Annotated in this window: 15 protein-coding genes and 1 pseudogene; 6 read left to right on the top strand and 10 right to left on the bottom strand. The window is 73.0% G+C overall.

The features are described 5' to 3' along the window. The first annotated feature begins 113 nt into the window (after window positions 1-113). Genes AB0F29_RS14165 through AB0F29_RS14155 form a run of 3 tightly spaced genes read left to right on the top strand, consistent with a single transcriptional unit; the run spans window position 114 to window position 4,299 of the window. Window positions 114-1,376: a glycosyltransferase gene (locus tag AB0F29_RS14165; RefSeq protein ID WP_361871381.1), complete on the top strand. Its 1,263-nt coding sequence runs from the start codon at window positions 114-116 to the stop codon at window positions 1,374-1,376. After that, window positions 1,373-3,058, top strand: a complete 1,686-nt coding sequence (locus AB0F29_RS14160) for a lipopolysaccharide biosynthesis protein (RefSeq protein ID WP_361871378.1) — start codon at window positions 1,373-1,375, stop codon at window positions 3,056-3,058. Before AB0F29_RS14165 ends, AB0F29_RS14160 begins: the two co-directional genes overlap by 4 nt. Then, a complete protein-coding gene (locus AB0F29_RS14155) occupies window positions 3,055-4,299 on the top strand; it encodes a hypothetical protein (RefSeq protein WP_361871377.1) in 1,245 nt (414 codons plus the stop codon). Before AB0F29_RS14160 ends, AB0F29_RS14155 begins: the two co-directional genes overlap by 4 nt. On the opposite strand, the gene AB0F29_RS14150 is transcribed toward AB0F29_RS14155, so the two are convergent. Then, the gene (locus AB0F29_RS14150) at window positions 4,268-5,809 is read right to left on the bottom strand and encodes a hypothetical protein (RefSeq protein ID WP_361871373.1); all 1,542 of its coding nucleotides are present in this window, start codon (window positions 5,807-5,809) and stop codon (window positions 4,268-4,270) included. The genes AB0F29_RS14155 and AB0F29_RS14150 overlap by 32 nt on opposite strands. A 108-nt stretch (window positions 5,810-5,917) precedes the next feature. On the opposite strand from AB0F29_RS14150, the gene AB0F29_RS14145 reads away from it, so the two are divergent. Beyond that, entirely contained in the window at window positions 5,918-7,084 is a 1,167-nt protein-coding gene (locus tag AB0F29_RS14145; RefSeq protein ID WP_361871370.1) for a glycosyltransferase, read from the top strand. Here the strand turns inward: AB0F29_RS14145 and AB0F29_RS14140 are convergent. The 5 genes and pseudogenes from AB0F29_RS14140 to gmd form a co-directional block, all read right to left on the bottom strand. Then, a pseudogene (locus tag AB0F29_RS14140) lies at window positions 7,026-7,936 on the bottom strand (glycosyltransferase family 2 protein). The gene AB0F29_RS14145 and the pseudogene AB0F29_RS14140 overlap by 59 nt on opposite strands. After that, the gene (locus tag AB0F29_RS14135; protein WP_361871961.1) at window positions 7,933-8,664 is read right to left on the bottom strand and encodes a hypothetical protein; all 732 of its coding nucleotides are present in this window, start codon (window positions 8,662-8,664) and stop codon (window positions 7,933-7,935) included. Before AB0F29_RS14135 ends, AB0F29_RS14140 begins: the two are co-directional and overlap by 4 nt. Window positions 8,665-8,668: 4 nt before the next feature. After that, complete coding sequence (locus AB0F29_RS14130; RefSeq protein WP_361871369.1) at window positions 8,669-10,927, bottom strand: LamG domain-containing protein; 2,259 nt, start codon at window positions 10,925-10,927, stop codon at window positions 8,669-8,671. Further along, entirely contained in the window at window positions 10,928-11,284 is a 357-nt protein-coding gene (locus AB0F29_RS14125; RefSeq protein WP_361871366.1) for a hypothetical protein, read from the bottom strand. Further along, window positions 11,281-12,294, bottom strand: a complete 1,014-nt coding sequence (gene gmd / locus AB0F29_RS14120) for a GDP-mannose 4,6-dehydratase (protein WP_361871959.1) — start codon at window positions 12,292-12,294, stop codon at window positions 11,281-11,283. Before gmd ends, AB0F29_RS14125 begins: the two co-directional genes overlap by 4 nt. A 114-nt stretch (window positions 12,295-12,408) precedes the next feature. Here gmd and AB0F29_RS14115 point away from each other — a divergent pair, with 114 nt between their 5' ends. Continuing rightward, entirely contained in the window at window positions 12,409-13,392 is a 984-nt protein-coding gene (locus AB0F29_RS14115; protein WP_361871363.1) for a GDP-L-fucose synthase, read from the top strand. A gap of 73 nt (window positions 13,393-13,465) precedes the next feature. Here the strand turns inward: AB0F29_RS14115 and AB0F29_RS14110 are convergent, their stop codons facing one another. The 4 genes from AB0F29_RS14110 to AB0F29_RS14095 form a co-directional block, all read right to left on the bottom strand. Further along, on the bottom strand, window positions 13,466-15,007 hold the full coding sequence (locus tag AB0F29_RS14110) for a sugar transferase (RefSeq protein WP_361871361.1): 1,542 nt from the start codon (window positions 15,005-15,007) through the stop codon (window positions 13,466-13,468). A gap of 374 nt (window positions 15,008-15,381) precedes the next feature. Next, a complete protein-coding gene (locus tag AB0F29_RS14105; protein ID WP_361871358.1) occupies window positions 15,382-17,622 on the bottom strand; it encodes a hypothetical protein in 2,241 nt (746 codons plus the stop codon). Between the two features lie 138 nt (window positions 17,623-17,760). After that, window positions 17,761-18,297 carry a hypothetical protein gene (locus tag AB0F29_RS14100; protein ID WP_361871355.1) on the bottom strand — a complete coding sequence of 179 codons (537 nt, stop codon included), beginning with the start codon at window positions 18,295-18,297 and terminating at the stop codon, window positions 17,761-17,763. Window positions 18,298-18,592: 295 nt separating this feature from the next. Then, on the bottom strand, window positions 18,593-19,222 hold the full coding sequence (locus AB0F29_RS14095; RefSeq protein WP_361871352.1) for an alpha-ketoglutarate-dependent dioxygenase AlkB: 630 nt from the start codon (window positions 19,220-19,222) through the stop codon (window positions 18,593-18,595). A gap of 259 nt (window positions 19,223-19,481) precedes the next feature. Between AB0F29_RS14095 and AB0F29_RS14090 the strand changes: the two genes are divergently transcribed. Beyond that, entirely contained in the window at window positions 19,482-19,832 is a 351-nt protein-coding gene (locus tag AB0F29_RS14090) for an isomerase (RefSeq protein ID WP_361871349.1), read from the top strand. Window positions 19,833-19,865 lie beyond the last annotated feature (33 nt).

Raw genomic sequence — 19,865 nt, 5'->3', positions numbered from 1 at the left:
GTTCCAACGACCTTACTGTGAAGAACACTTGTGCAAGCCGTGAACGGATAAGCTCGGCAGGGGCTGTTCCCCGGAGGGGACAGCGGCTGTCGTGGGGGGAAGGCGATCGTCCGATGTCCGAAGCGTCAAGGTCCAGTCCGATACGAGGCCGCCGACTTCTGGTGGTTTCGACCAACTACGCACCGGAGCTCACGGGCATAGGCCCGTACGCCACCCAACTGGCCGAGCACTGGGCCGCGTCCGGGGCCCGGGTCCGGGCACTCACCGGTATGCCGCACTACCCCTCCTGGCGGCTGGAGGAGGCGTACCGGGGCATCTGGAGGACGGTGGAGATACGCGGCGGCGTCGGCGTGCACCGGCGCCGGCACTATGTGCCGCCCCGTCAGACCGCTCTGCGGCGTGCCGCGTTCGAGGCGAGCGTCCTCGCGACCGGACTGTTCGCCCCGCCGCCCGGACGCCCCGACGCCGTGATCTCCCAGATGCCCAGCCTCGCGGGCGGCGTCATCGGAGCCCGCCTCGCCCGTCGCCACCGCGTCCCCCACCTGCCCGTCGTCCAGGACCTGATGGGCGCCGCCGCCGCGCAGAGCGGCATCCGGGGCGGCGGCAGGGCCGCCACCGTCGCCGCGGCCGCCGAGCGGTACGCACTGCGCGGGGCCGCCCTCGTCGGCGTCATCCACGAGAGCTTCGTCCCCGGCGTCACCGCTCTCGGCGTCGACCCCGGGCGTATCCGCCTCGTCCCCAACTGGACCCATGTGCAGGGCCCCACCGCCGACCGGGCCGCGACCCGCGCACGGCTCGGCTGGCCCGAGGGCACCCCGGTCGTCCTGCACTCCGGCAACATGGGGCTCAAGCAGGGGCTGGACGTCCTGGTGGACACCGCCCGCCTCGCCCCCGACGTCCGCGTCGTCCTGATGGGCGACGGCAACCAGCGCGACGCCCTGCGCGCCCGCGCCGGGGGGCTGGCCAACGTGGACTTCCTGGAGCCCGCGGCGGCCGAGGAGTTCACCGACGTCCTCGCCGCCGCCGACGTCCTCGCGGTCACCCAGCGCGCCTCGGTCCTCGACATGAGCGTCCCCTCCAAACTCACCTCCTACTTCACCTCCGGACGCCCCGTGCTCGCCTCCGTCGCCGACGAGGGCGGCACCGCCGACGAGGTGCGCCGCTCGGGCGCCGGGGTCCTCGTCGCCCCCGAGGACCCGGCCGCCCTGCTCGAAGCGGTGCGGAAGCTGGTCGCCGACCCGGCCGCCGCCGACGCCCTCGGGGCCGGGGGCCCGCACTATGTCGCCCGCCATCTGAGCCGGGAAGCGGGCCTCGCACGCTTCGACGACCTGCTCGCCGAGGCCCTGCCGGACGCACAAGGGAGCCCCCGCCGATGACCCCGCACCACCGCGCCCCGGACGACCAGGACGAGCCGGCGCTCCTGCGCGACCAGTTCCGCCAACTCCTGCGCTACCGCTCCCTGCTGGCCACCGGAGTCGTCGTCGGCCTGCTCGGCGGCGGCTATCTCGCCCTCGGCGGCGAGGACACCTACACCGCCACCGGCGAGGTGCTCGTCCGCTCGGCGATCTCCGACCCCTTCGCCGCCGGATCCACCGCGGACAAGGGCATCAACATCGGCTCCGAGCGCCAGACCGCCGTCAGCGACACGGTGGGCACCCTCGCCGCCGGGACCCTCCTCAAGGCGGGCGACGACGTCACCGCCCGCAAGCTGCTCACCGGGCTCCAGGTCACCAACCCGCCCAACACCCTCACCCTCCGCTTCTCCTACACCGCCGCAGCCCCCGAGCAGGCCCGCGCCCGCGCCGAAGCCCTCGCCGGGGCCTACCTGGCCCACCGCAAGGCGCGCACCCTGGAGAGCATCCAGAACATGTCCGACGGCTACCGGGCGCAACTCCGCCCGCTGGAGGAGAAGCGCGACCTGCTGGAGGACCAGACGGGAACGGGCGCGGAGGACGACGTCAGCAGCGCCCGCGCCAACATCATCGTCTCCATCTCCGAGCTGAGCCGGAAGATCTCCGAACTGAAGGCCCTGGACACCACCCCCGGCTACCTCAACAAGAAGCCCGTCGCCCCCACGTCGCCCACCGGCCCGGGACTGCCCCTGCTCCTCGGGCTCGGCGGCGTCGTCGGCCTCGCCCTGGGACTGCTGCTCTCCTGGGTGCGCCTCGTCTTCGACCCCGCCGTACGCTCCCCCCGCGAACTGGTCCGCTCGCTCGGCGCGCCCCTGCTCGGCACCCTGCCCCGGGAGCGCGCCACCGCGGGCAGCCTGCTCGCCATCGGGCGCGGCACCTCCCGGCTGGCCGAGGAGTACCGCGCCGTCGCCTTCCGGCTCGCCTACGACCCGTCGTTCGCCGAGAGCCGCCGTCTGCTGGTCACCGCCCCCCGCGGCGACAACACGGCGGCCGCCGCCGCGGCCGCCAACCTGGCCGCCGCCTTCGCCGAGATGGGCCGCGACGTCCTGCTCGTCGAGGCCGACCTGCGCACCCCATCGCTCGCCCGCGACCTCGGCTCCGGCTCCCACGAGGTGCGCCCGCCGCGCTGGGCCGCCGAGGAGGGCGGCGGCTGGCCCGCCGGCGGCCGCACCAACGTGGACGTGCCCGGCTCCGGGGCCTTCGCCCTGATCCCCGGGACCACCGTCGACAACGTCCCGCGCGCCCTGACCTCCCCGCCCGTCGGCCGCATCGTCGCCGAGGCGGACCGGACCGGCAACGTCGTCATCGTCCTCGCCCCGCCCGTCCTGTCCTACGCGGACGCGGTCGCCCTGGTCGACCGGGTGGCGGGCGTCATGGTCGTCTGCGACCCGCGCGAGGTGCACCGCAGCGACCTCGAACGCATCCGCGAGATCATCGGCGCCTCCGGCGGCGCCGTCCTCGGCGCGCTGCTCCACCCCGGCCACAGGCGGCTGCGGCGCGCGGAGCGACGGGCGAAGCCGACCCGACGCCGGGGCGGTGGCGGCGGCCCCGCCCCCACCGCCCGGCCGGACGCTCCCGAGACCACCGGCGACCCCACCGAGACCCTCGGCCTGCGCGCCTTCACCCAGCCGGCCGCGCGCAGGTGAGAGCCCGCACCGCCGTCCTCTGCTCGGTCGCGGACCAAGGTGTGGCGGCGCTCACCAACATCCTGGTGCTCCTCGCCGCCGCCCGGCTCTCCACCGTCTCCGACTTCGCCCGCTTCTCCGCGGTCTACCTGGTCTTCACGGTGCTCCTCGGCGTCGCGGGCGCGTACACCGGGCAGCCGCTGGTCCTCAAGCGCGGCGCGGGGGAGGAGACCCGGGGCGCCTGCCGGTCCGCGCTCGCCTTCACCGTCCTCGCCTCGACCGCCCTCGGCGCGCTGCTCGCGGCGGTCTGCGTCCTCGTCCCCGGCGACACCGCCCGCGCGCTGATGACGCTCGGCCTCGTGCTGCCCGTGGTGCTGGGACAGGACGCGGGACGGTACGCCTTCGCCACCCTCCAGCGCCCCCATCTCGCCCTGACCGCCGACCTGTTGCGCCTCGCCTGTGTGCTGGCGGCGCTCGCCGCGCAGGACCACGGGGCGTCCCCGGCGCGCCTGATCGCCGCCTGGGGCCTCTCCGCGCTGCCCGCCCTGCTCCTGTCGGCCGCTCTCCTCCACCGGGCCACCGCGGGGGCCCGGATCCGACTGCGCCCGATGCTGCGGCGCGGCCATCTCGGACAGCGCTTCACCGTCGAGTTCGGCGTCGGCAACGCGACCGGTCAGCTGTCGGTCCTCGGCCTCGGCGCGGTCGGCAACCCGCTCCTCGTCGGTGCGCTGCGCGGGGCGACCACCCTGTTCGGGCCGCTCAACGTGCTCTACACCTCGGCCACCTCCTTCGGCCCCCCGCTGCTCGGCCGCATCGGCGACGAACGCCGCCGCGTCCGGGCCACCGCCGCTCTCGCCGCCGTCCTCGCGGCGACCGCCGCGCTCTGGGCCACCGTGCTCGCCCTGCTGCCCGCGCGCGCCGGACGCGAACTGCTAGGCGACACCTGGCCCACGGCTGCCGCCCTGCTCCCCGCGACCGGCAGCCAGTACGCGGCGATGGCCGTCGGCACCTGCGGGCTGCTCGCCCTGCGCATGCTCGACCCGCGCACCACGCTCTCCGTCCAGGTCGTCTTCTCGCTCACCGCCGTGGCGCTCCTCGCGGGCGGATACGCCATCGGGGGTGTCCCGGGCGCCGCCTGGGGACTCGCCCTGGGCTCGCTCTGCAAGGCCGTCGCGACCTGGACCAGAGTGGCCCGGCTCCGCCGCCGGGGGCCCGCGCCCCAGGAGCCCGTCAGCGCCGACGCGCTGCCCGCTGCTCCCTGAACGTGGTGATCAGCATCAGGCACAGCGCCGCGATGGCCAGCTTCCCCACCGCCTGCAACAGCGGCCCGCGCAACAGGATGAAGGTGTATCCGGCGATCAGCGGGGCCGCGATCGCCAGCACACTGCCGGCCCCCGGCCCCGCCCGGGTGACCGCGAGCGCGTACCTGCGGTCGGTGCGGGCCGACGCGTAGCCGATCAGCGCCATCCCGCCGACCATCCCGGCCGGGCCGAGATCGACCCAGAACTCGGTCCACAGCGGCGCCGAGAGGTTGGTCATCCGCAGCCCCATCCACTGCCCGACCCGGACCCCGGTGTCCTCCGGCTTCCCGCTCCACACCGCACGCGGCACGAAGAACAGCGCCGAGCCCGTCAGCTGGCGGCCGTAGGTGTGCCCCCGGGTGTCCACCCACGAGATGGTGTTGGCGAACATCACCATCTGGTCGTAGTCCTTGGTCACCAGCGGATCGAAGACCGAGGCCGACTGCACGGGCCGCTCACCCCCCTCCTCGTACCGGAACTTGTCCGCGTACGGGAACACCACCAGCGCCCCCACCACCCCCGTCGTCAGCACCGTGCGGTAGAACGCCGCACTGCTCGGGAACGCGGTGAACACGAACGCCATCAGCACCGTCAGGAACCAGTAACGGGCATTGGAGACCGGGTTGTTCACCACGAGGTTCAACGCCGCCAGCGCCACCCACACCAGCACCGTCGACGGGGTACGCCGGGCGCGACGGGACGTCGCCAGCCGACGGGTGTAGAACAGCAGCGCCAGCAGCGCCGGGACCTGGCCGAAGCCCTTGATGAACGCCGAGCCCACATTGGACCCCTCCGTCACCACCCCGCTCGCCGCGACGGTCTCGTTGATCTCCTGCCGGCTGGAGAAGAAGACCGCGGGCCCGCCCAGCTTCAGCACGTAGAACGCGCTCGCCGCGAAGGCCAGCAGCACGAGGAGCCGCAGCCGCACCGGATGCGCCCGGGCCGGCCCTCCGCCCGAGCCCCGCGCGGAGGGGGTACGGCGGCGCAGCGGACGCCGAGAGGCCAGCAGCGCCCCCAGGTCGTAGGCCGCACACCCCACCAGGATCATCGCGATCGCGGTCACCAGGTCCTGACGCGGCCCCACCATCGGCGTCGGCGTCTGCCCGATCACCACCTGGGCGAACGGCGCCACGCCCATCGCGATGTACACGAACATCCAGAAGACGCCCTGGAGCAGCCGCCGCCGGGTCGAGAGGATCATCGTCGCCAGCCGGGCCCCCGCATAGCAGGTCAGCACCAGCTGGAGCCAGTACGCCGTGTCCCGGACCCCGCTGCCGGGCTGGGCGGCGATCACCGCGGGCAGGAAGCAGACCAGCCCCAGGACGAGCGGCACGGACAGCGCCCGCGACAGCATCGACCAGGCGATCGGCCGCTCGGGCGGCTCCGGGGGGCCGCCCGGAGCTCCCGGCCGCGCCGGACGAGCGGCCGCGCGGTCGGCCTCCCCCCGCGCCGACGTGTGCACCGACGTCATGCGCCCCCCAGGGATCAGTGAACCGCTGAACACTCTAACGAATCCGCCCACTTGAGGAAGACCGATGGCTACTCTGTGAACAAGTGGCCATGATCGAGGGGAACTCCGGTGAAAATCCTGCATGTTGTCACGCTCCACACTCCGGACCACGCCTTCGGCGGTCCGACCCGGGTGGCGTTCAACCTGTCCAGGGTCCAGCGGGCGGCCGGGGACGACGCCCGCGTCATGGCCCTCGGCGACGGCTTCCCCGACGGTGAACTGCCCCGCCACGTGGAGGGAGTTCCGGTCCACCTCTTCCAGGCGCGGCACCTGCTCCCGATGTTCGAGGTCAGCGGCATCACCTCCGCGGCGCTGCTGAACACCGCGCGCCGCATGATGCGCGGCGCCGACCTCGTACACGTCCATCTGATGCGGGACCTGGTGACCCTGCCCGCGGCGCTCCTCGCGCTCGCGACCCGGACGCCCCTGGTCGTCCAGACCCACGGCATGATCGACCCCACCGAGAAGAGGGTCGCCCAGCTCACCGACCTGCTCGGGGTCCGCAAGGTGCTGCGCGACGCCGACGCCGTCCTGCACCTCACCGAGATGGAGCGGGTCGATGTGAACGCCGTCGCCGCCCCCGTCCCGCTCACCCGCACCGTACGGCTGGTCAACGGTGTGCGCCCGCAGGAGCGCAAGCCCGCCCGCGCCCCCGGCCGTCCGCCCACCGTGCTCTTCCTCGCCCGGATCCAGGAGCGCAAGCGGCCCGAGGACTTCGTCGCCGCGATGCCGCACGTCCTCGCCCGCCACCCGGACGCCCGGTTCGTGCTGGCCGGGCCGGACACCGGCGCGCTGGCCGGCACCCTCGCCCTCGCCCGGAAGCTTGGGGTGGCCGACTCCCTCGACCACGTGGGCCCGTTGGAGCACGACCAGGTCCTGGCAGCCGACCGCGAGGCCGATGTGTATGTGCTGCCGGCGATCGAGGAGCCGTTCCCGGTCTCGGTGCTGGAGGCGATGTCGGTCGGCACCCCGGTCGTCATCACCCGCACCTGCGGTCAGGCCCCCGATGTGGCCGGGGCGGGGTCGGGCCGGGTCATCGACAGCCGGGTCGGCGAGGACGCGGCCAACGCCCGCAAGGTCGCCGACGCGATCCTGGAGCTGCTGGAGCCGGAGGCCGCCGAGCAGGCGGGCAAGGCCGCCTGGGAGCTGGTGAACGAGCGGTTCACCATCGAGGCCGTCACCGCCACCCTCCGGCGGACCTACGAGGACGTGGTCCGCCGGAGGCGGGGGTGGTGACCGCGCCACTCGTCAACGCGTCGGCTTCTCCCTCGACTTGAGCGCGATCTGCCAGCGGTAGAAACTCATCGCCAGCGCGAAGTCGAGACCCGCCCGACCGTCCAGGAAACCCCGCTTGTAGAGATACATGTAGGCGAAGGACACCACGGGCTTGAACGGCGCCTTGTGGAACAACTGCCCCTGGCGCGACTTGACCTGGCGCACCTGCTCCTTCACCCCGGGGTGCTGCTCCAGCCACGCCTCCCAGTCCGAGTAGCGGTTGTGCCGCTCGAACCAGGCGGTCACCGGATCGAGGTCCTGGTGCTCGATCGGGTGGGTGAGCGTCCCCACCGTCGCGGCGACCGGCTGGTAGTGGCCCTCCACCTCTCCGATGCCGGGGGCGTCGAGGTCCCCGACCTCCGGATAGTGGGAGCGGGTCCGGTCGGTCAACGACCGCTTGCGGATGGTGTATCCGTGCCGCAGCCGCTTCCCCGAGAACCAGTAGCCGAGCGGTATGTCGTACGCGGCCGGCCTCGGGGACGCCGGGTCCCGGAAGGTCGCCCGCAGCTCGGCCAGCAGCCCGGGGCTCAGCCGCTCGTCGCCGTCCAGGAGCAGGATCCAGTCCAGGTCGGTGCGGACGTTCTCCAGGCACCACTGCTTCTTCCGCGGGTGGCCCCCGTCCCAGGTGTACGTGATCACCTCGGCCCCGCACTCCTCGGCGATCTTGACGGTGTCGTCGGTGCTGTGGGAGTCCACCACCACGACCGCCTCGAAGTGGCCGAGCACCGATCTCACCGCCTCCGCGATGTTCAGGCCCTCGTTTTTCGTGGGGATCGCCACGGCTATCGGCAGCTTCGGCTTTCCTGCGGTCATCCGTCGGCTCCTTCGGGCAGCCAGGCGTAGCAGCCTGTGGAGGTGAACGTGCGGGCGGACTTCGGGATCGTGATCGTGCGGGAGGCGCCGGTGTCGGACGTGCCCGAGGACAGCTCCTTGCCGCCGGACCCGGCGATCTGCCAGGAGCAGCCCGTGGTGGGGGAGGCGGACCGGTAGACGCCCGGCCGGAGCTTCTTCCCGGTGTGCGTGCCGTCCGGGTAGGCGTACGCGGCCTCGTCCACCAGGTCCTGGTGCTGGGGGCAGAGTCCGGCGACCGCGTCCGCCCCGTCCGGGATCTCGCCCGTCGCGATGGCGCCGACGGCGGTGTCCCGGTCGGCCTTGACCAGATAGCGGAGCTTGTCGCAGGTCTCCTGGCCGGTCTGGAGCACGGCGGCCGGGTCCATGCCCTGGGGCACCCGGTCCGCCAGATACTCCTGCTGCTGCTTCGTGAACGTCCCGGTGGCCGGGGTGATCTCGCCGGACGGTGTCTTCGGGCCCGTGGCGGGAGCGGAGGGGCCGGTGGCGGCCGGCGCCTCGGGCTCCCCGGCGGTGGGCGTGGCGGGCGGGGTGGGCGTGCCGTCGGACGGGCCGGGGGCGGCGGGCCCGGAGGCCGCGGGGCGCTGGGCGCCCGCGGCCTCCGGACCGTTCCCGCCGGCGGACGAACCGCAGGCGGCCAGCGCCGCCGTCGTCATGACGACGACGGCGCCGGCCAAGAACGGGTTCCTCATCGGATCAGCCATTCCTCAGGGCGTAGTGCGCGCTGACCTGCGAACCGGTCAGCGTGGTCGGGTAGACGGCGGTCTCGTCGATCTGCCCGGCGAAGAAGTTGCTCGTCGGACGGCTCGGCCAGCCGGACAGGTTGTCCCCGCCGACCCGCCAGTAGCCGGGGTTGCCGTCGTTGCCGGAGACCAGGATGTTCGACGCGCGCAGCTGCCCGTCGACGTACAGCGCCATGCCCTGCCCCAGGGGGCCCTGGGTGGCGACGACATGGTGCCACTGGCCGTCGTTGTAGGCGGCCGGGGTGGTGACGGTCCGTGCCCCACTGCTCTGGACGCCGAACACGAGCCGCCCGTCGTTGCGCATGTAGACGTTCTTGTCCTGACGGGTGCTGTCCTGCTGCGTCTTGTTCCCGAAGCCGATGATCTTGCCGCCCCGGGTGGTGGTGGTCCTGATCCAGGTCTCCACCGAGAACCGGCCCGGCGCGGCGTGCAGCCGGTTGCTGTACGCGTACTCGTCGGTTCCGTTGAAGCCGATCGCCGTCGAGGGCCCGGCGACCGCCGCCGGGGTCTCCCGGTGGGCGGGGCCGTTGCGCAGGAAGCCGTTGTTCAGATTCCCGCTGCTGTCGTGGGCGAACGTGGACGTGCCCTCGTCGTAGCGCCAGTAGAGGCCCGCCCCGTCGGACCTGACCCGGGCCGGGTACGCCTCCGACGCGCCGGCCACGGTAGCCGACTGGGCCGGGGACTTCGCGCTGGTGTTGACGCCGTCGCTCGCGGTGATCCGGTACGAGTGGGTCTCACCCGGCTCGACGTCGGTGTCCGTCCAGGTCAGCTGGGGCCGGTCCCAGAAGACCGAGTAGCCGGTCGTCGTGTGGACCGGGGTGTTCGAGCCGTCCTTGTAGATCCGGTAGGTCAGCTCACCGTCGTCGGTGTCGAAGCTGGTCTGCCAGTTCACGTCGATCCGCCCCGGGGTCAGCGTGGACAGGCTGACGTTGGGCACCCAGGGAGCACCCGTGTCCGGGCCGTCCGCGAACCGGGTCAGCCCCTGCTGCCGATCGCCGTTGACCGTGGTGAACTCGCCGCCCACCCACAGGTAGTGGCGGCCTCCGCTGCTCGCCTGGCTCATCACGCGCGGCCCGACCGGTTCGCCGATGCCGTCGTTGGTGTCCGGGAACCAGGGGAGCAGCTTGGGGTCGTCGACCGACTGGGCCAGCAGATGTTTGCGCGGCTGGTCGGGGAAGGACCCCATGCTGGCGCAGTCGTGGGCGTGGCTGCCGCTGTACAGCACGCCCGAGTGCACCAGCACCGCCTGGGTCGCGCCGAGGCAGGTGTCCCGCCAGCGCTGGTCGAAGTCGTCGAGATCCAGTGCGATCCGGCCGTCGAACACCCCGCCGCCGGTGCCCTCGTTGCCGGTGTAGAAGCCGGTGGCGTCGGTGGTGATGTCCTGGACGGTGGAGTTGTTGTGGATGAATCCCGGGTAGGACTTGGTGAGTTGGCCGGTGGTCGCGTCGACCACGGCCAGGGCGTGGGTGTTCGTTCCGTTGATCCGGAAGAAGTCCCCGCCGAGCAGCACGTTCCGCCCGTCGGGGGTCACCTCGATCGCCCGGGCGACCTCGTCGGCGTTGGCCGTGAAGGGCAGCAGCGAGGCTCCGGTCGTGACGGCGGCGAAGTGGTTCCTGGTCTGGCCGCCGACCGTGGTGAAGTCGCCCGCCAGATAGACCGTGTCGTCGGTGACGGCGAGCCCCCGCACGGTCGCCGAGACCCCGATCTTGAAGGTGTTGCTGACCGTGCAGCTCTCGGTGTCGATCGCCGCGATGTTGCTCACCCCGACGCCGTTCACCGCCCCGAACTGACCGCCCGCGTACAGGGTCCCGCCGTCCGGGGACAGCGCCAGGGCCCGGACGGTCGCGGTTCCCGAGGAGATGGTGAAGGACAGCGAGCAGTCGGTGGGCGCCCCGGTCGCCGCGTCGAACGCGGCGAAGTTCACCGCGGGCTGTTCGTCCGTTCCGGGGGCGGCGGTGGGGGGCCGCAGGGTCGAGAAGGTGCCGCCCGCGTAGACGACGCCGTCTCCGGCGGCCATCGACCAGACGATGCCGTTGGTCTGCCAGGTGGTGAGGTCGTCCGCGGTGATGGCGACCGGTGGTGTCAGCGCCGCCGCCGGAGAGGTCCCGGCCGCGGTCGCGGTCAGGGCTCCGGCCAGCAGGCCGAGAGCGGCGGAAGCGGCCCGTACACGGCCGCGTCCTCCGGTTCTCTGCCCCGTACTTCCGTTCATCATTCAGCTCCGAAGGTGAGATTCGAGCTGCGGCCTGGAGGCCGCGGATGCTGCCTCGTCCGACCGGAAGCGCGGGACTGTCCGTCCCGCCGCCGGTCGGGCGAGTGAGTAGGCGGAGCCGAGGGCTCCGCCCGGTGCCGGCGCGGTGAGCTCCACCGACGGGTCGGTGGAGACGGCGGTCGCGCCGGTGATCGTCCCGAGCGCGGGCGCGGCTGGCGCCGGCCGGGAGTTGGGGGTGACCGACGATGCGGTCAGGGCGCCGGTGAACGGCACCGCGCGGCCGCCGTCGGTGGAGGCGGCCGCGGGGCCGGACGGGTCCGCCGGGCGTACGCGCGGGAGCGTGCCGCCCGGCTTGTTCACCTGTCCACCCGGACGGCGGCGCCGCTCAGTTGGTCGTCCAGTCGGCGGATGTCGGCGTCGACCATGATGCGGGCGAGCTCGCGCGACCTCACCTCGGGCTTCCAGCCCAGCAGCTGCTCGGCCTTGGACGCGTCCCCGATCAACGCGTCGACCTCGCTGGGCCGTTCGTACTTCGGGTCGTACCGCACGTGCTCGTGCCAGTCCAGCCCGGCGTGCTCGAAGGCGAACTCCACGAACTGCCGGACGCTGACGCCCTCACCGGTGGCGACCACGTAGTCGTCGGGGGTGTCGCACTGGAGCATCCGCCACATGGCGTCCACGTACTCCGGCGCGTATCCCCAGTCCCGGATCGCGTCCAGATTGCCCAGGTGCAGCCGGTCCTGGAGCCCGGCCTTGATCCGGGCGACGCCCCGGGTGATCTTCCGGGTCACGAAGGTCTCGCCCCGGCGCGGCGACTCATGGTTGAAGAGGATCCCGTTCACCGCGAACATGCCGTACGCCTCGCGGTAGTTGACCGTGGCCCAGTAGGCGTAGACCTTCGCCACGCTGTACGGGCTGCGCGGGTGGAACGAGGTGTCCTCGTTCTGCGGGGGCGGGCTGGCGCCGAACATTTCGGAGGACGAGGCCTGGTAGATCCGGGTCTCGATGCCGCTGGCCCGGACCGCCTCCAGAAGCCGGATGGTGCCGAGGCCCGTGACGTCACCGGTGTACAGCGGGGCGTCGAAGGACACCCGCACATGCGACTGCGCACCTAGGTTGTAGACCTCGTCGGGCTGGATGTCGCGCAACAGGTTCACCAGGGCCACCCCGTCGGACAGGTCCGCGTGGTGCAGGACGAAGGAGCGCTCCGGCTCCTCGGGCCCCTGGTAGATGTGGTCGATCCGCTCGGTGTTGAAGCTGGAGGAGCGGCGTATGAGGCCGTGCACCGTGTACCCCTTGTCGAGCAACAACTCGGCCAGATACGAACCGTCCTGGCCGGTCACTCCGGTGATGAGCGCGGTCTTCGCCACGATTCCCCCTTCTCTGCTGATCGCCTCGGCGGCGACGTTCACCGACATATCTGAATTGGGGCGTTCTGCGGCGAAGTGTCACCGCAGTCCCTTTCTGCTGGCACAATCCGAGCCATGACGACCGAACTTCCCGTCCCTTCCCAGGAATCCGACCGCTCCCTACTGCGGCCCGGCTCCCGCATATTCGTCGCGGGACACCGCGGCCTGGTCGGCTCGGCGGTGGCCCGCCGCCTCGCCGACGACGGCCACGAGGTGCTCACCCGCGGCCGCGACCTCCTCGACCTGCGTGACGCCGCGCGGACCGGGACGTATCTGAAGGAGGTGCGCCCGGACGCCGTGGTGCTGGCCGCCGCCAAGGTCGGCGGGATCATGGCCAACAGCACGTATCCCGTGCAGTTCCTGGAGGACAACCTGCGCATCCAGCTCAGCGTGATCGCCGGTGCGCACACGGCCGGGGTCGAGCGGCTGCTCTTCCTCGGCTCGTCGTGCATCTACCCCCGGCTCGCGCCCCAGCCGATCCGGGAGGACGCGCTGCTCACCGGCGAGCTGGAGCCCACCAACGAGGCCTACGCCCTCGCCAAGATCGCCGGAATCGTCCAGATCCAGTCGTACCGGCGGCAGTACGGCGCCTCCTACGTCAGCGCCATGCCCACCAATCTCTACGGGCCCGGCGACAACTTCGACCTGGAGACCTCGCACGTGCTGCCCGCGCTGATCCGCCGCTTCCACGAGGCGCGGCGGGACGGGGCCCCCGAGGTGACCCTGTGGGGCTCCGGCTCCCCGCGCCGTGAGTTCCTCCATGTCGACGACCTCGCCGCCGCCTGCGTCACCCTGCTGGAGGCCTACGACGGCGACGAGCCCGTCAACGTCGGCTGCGGCGACGACCTCACCATCCGCGAACTCGCGGAGACCGTACGGGAGGTGACGGGATACCGGGGCAGCATCGGCTGGGACACGTCGAAGCCCGACGGGACGCCCCGCAAGCTGCTCGACGTCACCCGCCTCTCCTCCCTCGGCTTCACACCGCGGATCCCGCTGCGCGACGGCATCGCCCGCACGTACGCCTGGTGGCTCGGCCAACTCCAGCCCGCACAGTGACTGTTCGCCGCCGCCGAGAGGTGTCTCGCGGCGGCGAACCGGCTGTGTCCCTCGCATCCGCACGCCCCCTCCCTCAGTACGCCCCGCGGCCGTCGGTGACGGCGCGCACGGTGCGGGCGAGGAGTCCCATGTCGGCGGCGACCGACCAGTTGTCGACGTACCAGAGATCGAGCGCGACGGTCTCCTGCCAGGTCAGATCGGAGCGGCCGCTCACCTGCCACAGCCCCGTGAGGCCCGGCTTCACGGCGAGCCGGCGGTGCTCCCGTTCGTCGTAGCGCGAGGCCTCCTCCGGCAGCGGCGGCCTCGGGCCCACCAGCGACATCTGGCCCAGCAACACGTTGACCAGCTGCGGGAGTTCATCGATCGACGTCCGTCGCAGCAGCCGCCCGACCGGCGTCACCCGAGGGTCGCCGCGCATCTTGAACAGCGGTCCGTCCGCCTCGTTGGTCGCGGCCAGCCGCGCCTTGAGGTTCTCCGCGTCCGCAACCATCGTGCGGAACTTCCACATGGTGAACGGCCGGTTGTGCTGCCCCTGCCGGACCTGCCGGTGGAAGACGGGTCCCCGCGAGGACAGCCGGACGCTGAGCGCCACCGTCAGGAGCAGGGGTGTCAGGGCCAGCAGCCCGAACAGGGCCCCCGTGCGGTCCAGCACGTTCTTCAGCACCGCCTGCGGCCCCCCGCGCAGCGGTGGTGCGATGTGCAGCAGGGTGAGCCCGGCCGCGGTGGCGGGACGCACCCGCTCGGCCGCCACCCCGGACAGCTCCGAGACCACGGACAGGGCGACGCCCCCGTCGTGCAGCCCCCAGCCGAGCCGGCGCAGCCGGTCCCCGGTCAGCTGGGGCCCGGGCGCCACGAGCACCAGGTCCGCCGCGTGGGCGTAGACCCCGCCGAGCACCGTCGTCACGTCGTCGTCGGCCGGGCAGGCCGCGAGGCGCCCCGGCACCTGCACCCCGTCCAGCTCCAGCCGGGCGGTGCCCACCGGTATCGCGGCGACCAGGCAGTAGCCGTGGTCGGTACCGGAGTTGAGCAGCTCGGCCGCCCGGCCCACGCCCGAGGCCTCGCCGACCAGCAGCACGCGGCGGACCCGTCGTCCGGAGGGCTGCCACCGGCGCAGCCCCGCCACCGCCGTGGCGATGAGCAGCCCCGGTGTCACGGCCACGACGGCCGTGGCCGGGTCCACCGGGCTCCCCGCCGCCGTGTGCAGGACGGCCAGCAGGCCGATGAGCACGAGCCAGTCCCCGACCGGACGGAGCGTGCCGCCGGGCCCGGCCCCCGGCCGGTCCGTGTACCGCCCCCGGACGCAGCGCAGCCCGGCCCAGAGCAGCCCCGCCACTAGGGCGGCCGCCACCGGGCGCGGCTGGTCGCCGGCGCGCAGCAGCAGCCAGGCCGGACCGGCCAGGCCCAGCAGGTCGGTCAGTGCGGCGAGGGCCGGGCCGGGGGCCGGCTTCCGCCGGGCCGGCGCCCGGCCGGCCGGGTCGCGCTGTGCTGTCGGGGCCCTCCACAGCTGTTCCAGGGCCGCAGTGCGGTTCCGGGACGCGGCGGTGCGGGGGCGCGGCGCGCCCCGGAGCCCCACCGGCCCGGTCAGGTCGGTATCAGGTATTTCGACATGCCCCATGAACCCCCCAGTCCAGTCGCACCCCCACAAACGGGACGCATCCGCCGATCCCATGGACTGACGGATGCGCCCTCGCTCGGTGCACGATATCCACACACGTGCCATTTCGCTGGAGTTCTCGTGAAGTTCAGACGGCTCGTTCCAGACGCCGCCGATCGGCCGGAACCATCCGATGTCGCCTTGTGGATACGGATGTTGAAGGAGGGGCCGACCGGCAAGCGCTTGTGCCGGGCGGTGCCCGGGGCGCGGCCCGCGGGCCCCGGCCCCGGTGCGCTGCGGCGGGAACGCGGGAACCCCCTGGCCGGCGGTGTGCGGGGCCAGGGGGTTCACGGATCGGCCCGCCCGTCCCGAGGGGTCGGGGCGCCGCTACGGGATCAGGACGCGCCGACCGTGCGCCTCCTGGTGCGCCGGTGGATCAGCAGCCCGGTGCCAACGAGTGCCGCTGCCGCGAGTGTTGCCGACATCACGGTGACTCCGGTGGCCGCCAGGCTGCCGCCGCCGGACGTGGTGGCGGCCCCGGTGCCGCCGCCGACCGTGGAGCCGGTGCCACCGGACGCGCCGGAGCCGTCGGCCGTACCGGTGGACCCGGCGCCGCCGGTGGTGGAGCCGCCGCCCGACCGCGTACCGCCCTCGCCACCCGCCGTACCGGAACCTGTTGTGCCGTTACCTCCCGTGCTGCCGCCGCCGGTCGTGCTGCTGCCGCCGCTGTCGCCGCCGCTGTCGCCGCCCGTCTCCCCGCCGCCGGTGGCTGCCGCCGTGACGGTGAGCGTCGCGGCCGAGGTGCGGGTGGTGCCGACGTCGTTGCGGAACTCGGCGCGGTAGCGGTAGCCGTCCTGCGCGGTCCTCGCGGTGAACGTGAGGGCCGGCCCGGTCGCGCCCTCGACGTCTCTCCAGGTCCCCGCGCCGTCGGCGCTGACCTGCCAGCGGACCGCGGGCTCCGGGGAGCCCTCCGCCGCCGCGGTGAGGGTGACTTCCTCGCCGTCCTCGGCCGCCAGGTCGGCGGGTACGCGGGTCACCAGCGGCGATACCTGCCGGACCAGCTTGGTGATCTTGCCCTCGGCGGGGCTCGTCACGAAGACGGTGCCCCCACCCGGTTCGACGGCGAGCGAGGCCGCGCCGGACTGGGAGTGGTTGCCGGGCAGGGACAGGTCCTTCGCGGCCACGGCGAAGTCCTCGGTGTCGTACACGGTCAGCGTGCCGTTGTTGTCGTTGGCCGGATCGGAGAGGTCCCCGCCGTCCTGCCGGACGACGTAGGCCCGGCCCGTCGCCGCGTCGAAGGCGACGTCGCGGGCCAGGTCCTCGCCGACGAGCGTCTTGAGCGGCTTGCCCGCGGCGTCGAGGACCAGCACGGACCGGTTGACGCCGACCCACACCGCGCCGGTGGCCGGGTCCGTCTCGGTGAATCCGGCCATGCCCTGGGCGCCGGGCAGTTCGAAGGACGCGGTGACCGCGAACGACGCGAGGTCCACCCGGTGCACCTGCCCTGCCGCGAAGTCGCTGAACCAGAGCGCGCCCCGGGCCGGATCGGCGGCGAACTGCGCGCCGCCCGGGAGGGTGAGGCTGCGGGTCGCCGTTCCGGTGGCCCGGTCGATCTCGGAGAGCTTGGCGCCCTGGGCGACCAGCACCGTGGCCGGGGTCGTACCCGGGGCGATGTCGGTGATGGTGGACCCGGTGAGCCAGACGCCCGCGGCCTTCTCGTCACCGGTCTTGGCGCTCCCGACGCCCCGCAGCGGGTAGTTGTAGACGACGCCGTCGCCCGGCAGCGGTCCCGCGATGCGGGCGGCCGCCGAGGCGCGCACCTCCCCGGTGGGCCCGGGGGCCTGGCTGATCCAGCTCTCGGCCTTGCCGTCCTCGGGGTTCAGCACATGCAGCCCGCGCTCGTCGACGTCCGCGGTGTCGGGCAGGTTGTCCGCGCCTACGTACAGCTTCTTCGAGTCGGGGTGCAGCAGCAGGTCCAGCGGCTTGCCGGCCGAGGTGAAGTCGGCGGCGGCCTTGTAGGAGACGGTCCCCGCGGGCACGTCGACGCCCTCGCCCGGTTCGCCCGGCTCCTGGCCCGCGAAGGCGACGGGTACGCGGACGTCCTGCGACCGGTCGCCGCTGGAGCGGTGGTCGGCCCGGGTGACGAGGGAGCAGGCCACGGTGGCGCAGTCGAGGCCGTCGCCCTTCGCCGAGATCTCGATCTCCACGTCGAAGGTTCCGCCGGGCCCGAAGGCGCGGGCGAGGTCGCCCTCGTAGGGGTCGCCCGGGGGCACGATCCACTGCGAGGTCTTCGAGCCGCCGCTCATGTCCGCGCCGCCCAGGCAGGGGGAGGGCACCCGGTCGTCGCCGTTGTCCTTGCACAGGGCGACGTAGATGCCGGATCGGAGGCCGTACCCTTCGCCGGTGACCCGGACCTTCTCGCCCGCCGGGTCGAGTCCGGTGGTGGCCGAGACGGTCAGCTTCTGCCCCTGGGGGCCGGTGGCGGTCTTCGGGGTGCCGGCGTCGGCGCTGACGGCCGCGGCCGTGGGGATCGCCGCGAGCAGCAGGGCGGCGGCGGCGGCCGTACCCGCCCGGCGTCCGAGTCTGCGGCGACCGCTCGGCGGGGTGCCGGGAGCGGTGCCCGGAGTGGATGTCATGTCATTCCTCGTCACGACGCGGGGGAGCCCGGTCCCGGCACGAGCGGCCGGAACCGGGCGAATGGCTGAGCTGCCCAAGGGAGTTGAGCAGTGTTGGACTGGACGGATCTGTGCGGTACTGCTCGCGTTCGGTCGGCGTTACACGAAGCTGATCGGCGCGTGGACGTCGTACTTGCGGTCGTTGGTGTCGGTGTGGTCGGCGCGGGTCACGATGGCGCACTCGACGGTGTCGCCGCAGACGTTCCCGCCGCCGAGGTCGGCCTTGACGTGTATCCGGACGCTGAAGGTGCCGCCCGCGCCGAACGGTGAGGTGTTGGGGAGGCCGCCGCCCAGGCCGGACACCCAGTGCGAGGCGCCGGTGGTGCCGGACTGGTCCTGGCCGCCGAGACACGGGGAGGGCTTGTTGGCGCCCTGGGCGCCATTCACCACGCACAGGCTCACGTAGACGCCCTGACCGGCGTTGTAACCGCTGCCGGTGACGGTGATGTTGGCGCCCGCGGCGGCCGCGGTGTCGGGTCCGGAGAGCGACAGGTTGTAGGTGGCGCCCCCGTCGGTGACCGTACGGGTACCGGTCGCGGCGGCGGCGGGGGAGGCGAGGGTCAGGGCCAGCGCGGCGGCGGCGAACGCGGCGAGGCCCGCGCGGGCGACGGTACGGGTGGAGGGAACAGCACTCATGAGATGAGCACCTTTCTCGGCATCGGTAACCAGAACCACGGACACCCAGTCGACTTAGGTAAGGCATACCTAAGTCGATGTCTGTTGGGTTGTCAACAACTCTGCTGCCTACGGGTGCTGTCCATGGGCGGTGGTTCATGGGCGGTGGTTCATGGGCGGTGCGGAATGGCGCGCCCACGGGCGGTTCGGGTCAGCCGGTTCCGGCCGGTTCCGGACGGTTCCGGTCGACGGCAGGGCCTGCTCGGTCCAGCGGGTCTTGCCGGTCGGGGTGTGCCCTCCGCCGTGCTTGCCGGACTCAGCGCACCCCGTCGGGCCGGAACTGCACACTGATGCGCGGTCCGACGGCCCGCGCGGTCTTGGGGATCGCGTGCTCCCACGTGCGCTGGCAGCTGCCGCCCATGACGATCAGGTCGCCGTGCCCGAGCGTCCTGCGGACGGGGGCGGGACCCGGGCGGCGAGGCCGCAGCGCGAGGTGCCGGGGAGCTCCCAGCGAGAGGATCGCGACCATGGTGTCCTCGGTGCTCCCCCGGCCGATGGTGTCCCCGTGCCAGGCCACCCCATCCTGCCCGTCCCGGTAGAAGCACAGCCCCGCCGTGGTGAACGGTTCGCCCAGCTCGGCCGCGTAGTGCTCGCCCAGCCCGGTGCGGGCGGCTTCCAGGGCCGGGTGCGGAAGGGGGTCGCGGCGGCCGAAGAAGGCCAGCAGTCGGGGGACCGCCACCACGCGCTCGTACATGACGCGCTGCTCGGCGCGCCAGTCGACCTCGCGGACCAGTGTCTCGAACAGGGTGTCCGCGCCCCGGAGCCACTGCGGCAGCACGTCGATCCAGGCTCCGTGCCCCAGGTCGGTGCGCCGCAGTCCGCTCAGGGGGCCGGTTTCGACCTCGGCCCCCTGGTCGAAAAGCGAGCTTTGCAGGTGTACGGCCATGGGGAGAGCGTAACGCGATTCGAGCAAGTGTGCGAATAGCGTTCGAGGGAGGCTGAGCTCCTGTTCAGCCTTCCTCGAACGGATCGGCGCACTTCTCGCCGGTCACCCCCTTGACCGGCGGCCGCGCGGATCGACCCGGGGCTTGGTCCGGGAAGTGCCGGTCCGCAGCCGCACCGTGGGCCGGGGCCGTGTTCGGCTACCGTTCTCCCGGTACGAGCCGACGTCCCCAGCCCCCGCTGTTTCCCGAGGAGTTGCCCCCATGCCGCAGATCACCGTCGACTACTCCGGCACGCTCGCCGCGGCCTTCGACCGGCAGGCCTTCGCGCTCGCCCTGCACCCGCTCGTCGCCGCCACCGTCGACGCCCGCCCGGAGGGCTGCAAGACCCGCTTCCGTCGCGTCGACGACTTCGTCATCGGCGACCGGACCGAGGGCCACGCCGTCCTGCACATCGAGATACGCCTGCTCCACGGCCGCACCGACGAGACCAAGATCCGCCTCGCGAACGCCGTACTGGATCTGATCGCCGCCCGGGTCGAGCCGGCCGACGGCGTGACCCTGCACGCCTCCGTCGAGGTCCCCAACCTGGACGCGGCCTTCCGGAAGCGCTGAACGGGCACCGCGTCGGGTAAGTCGGGTGAGCAG

Origin of the sequence: Streptomyces sp. NPDC026589, assembly GCF_040638385.1 — a bacterium.
Classification (GTDB): Bacteria; Actinomycetota; Actinomycetes; order Streptomycetales; family Streptomycetaceae; genus Streptomyces.
The sequence above is the reverse complement of the archived record's forward strand: the minus strand, read 5'-3'. Positions and strand labels throughout refer to the sequence as shown.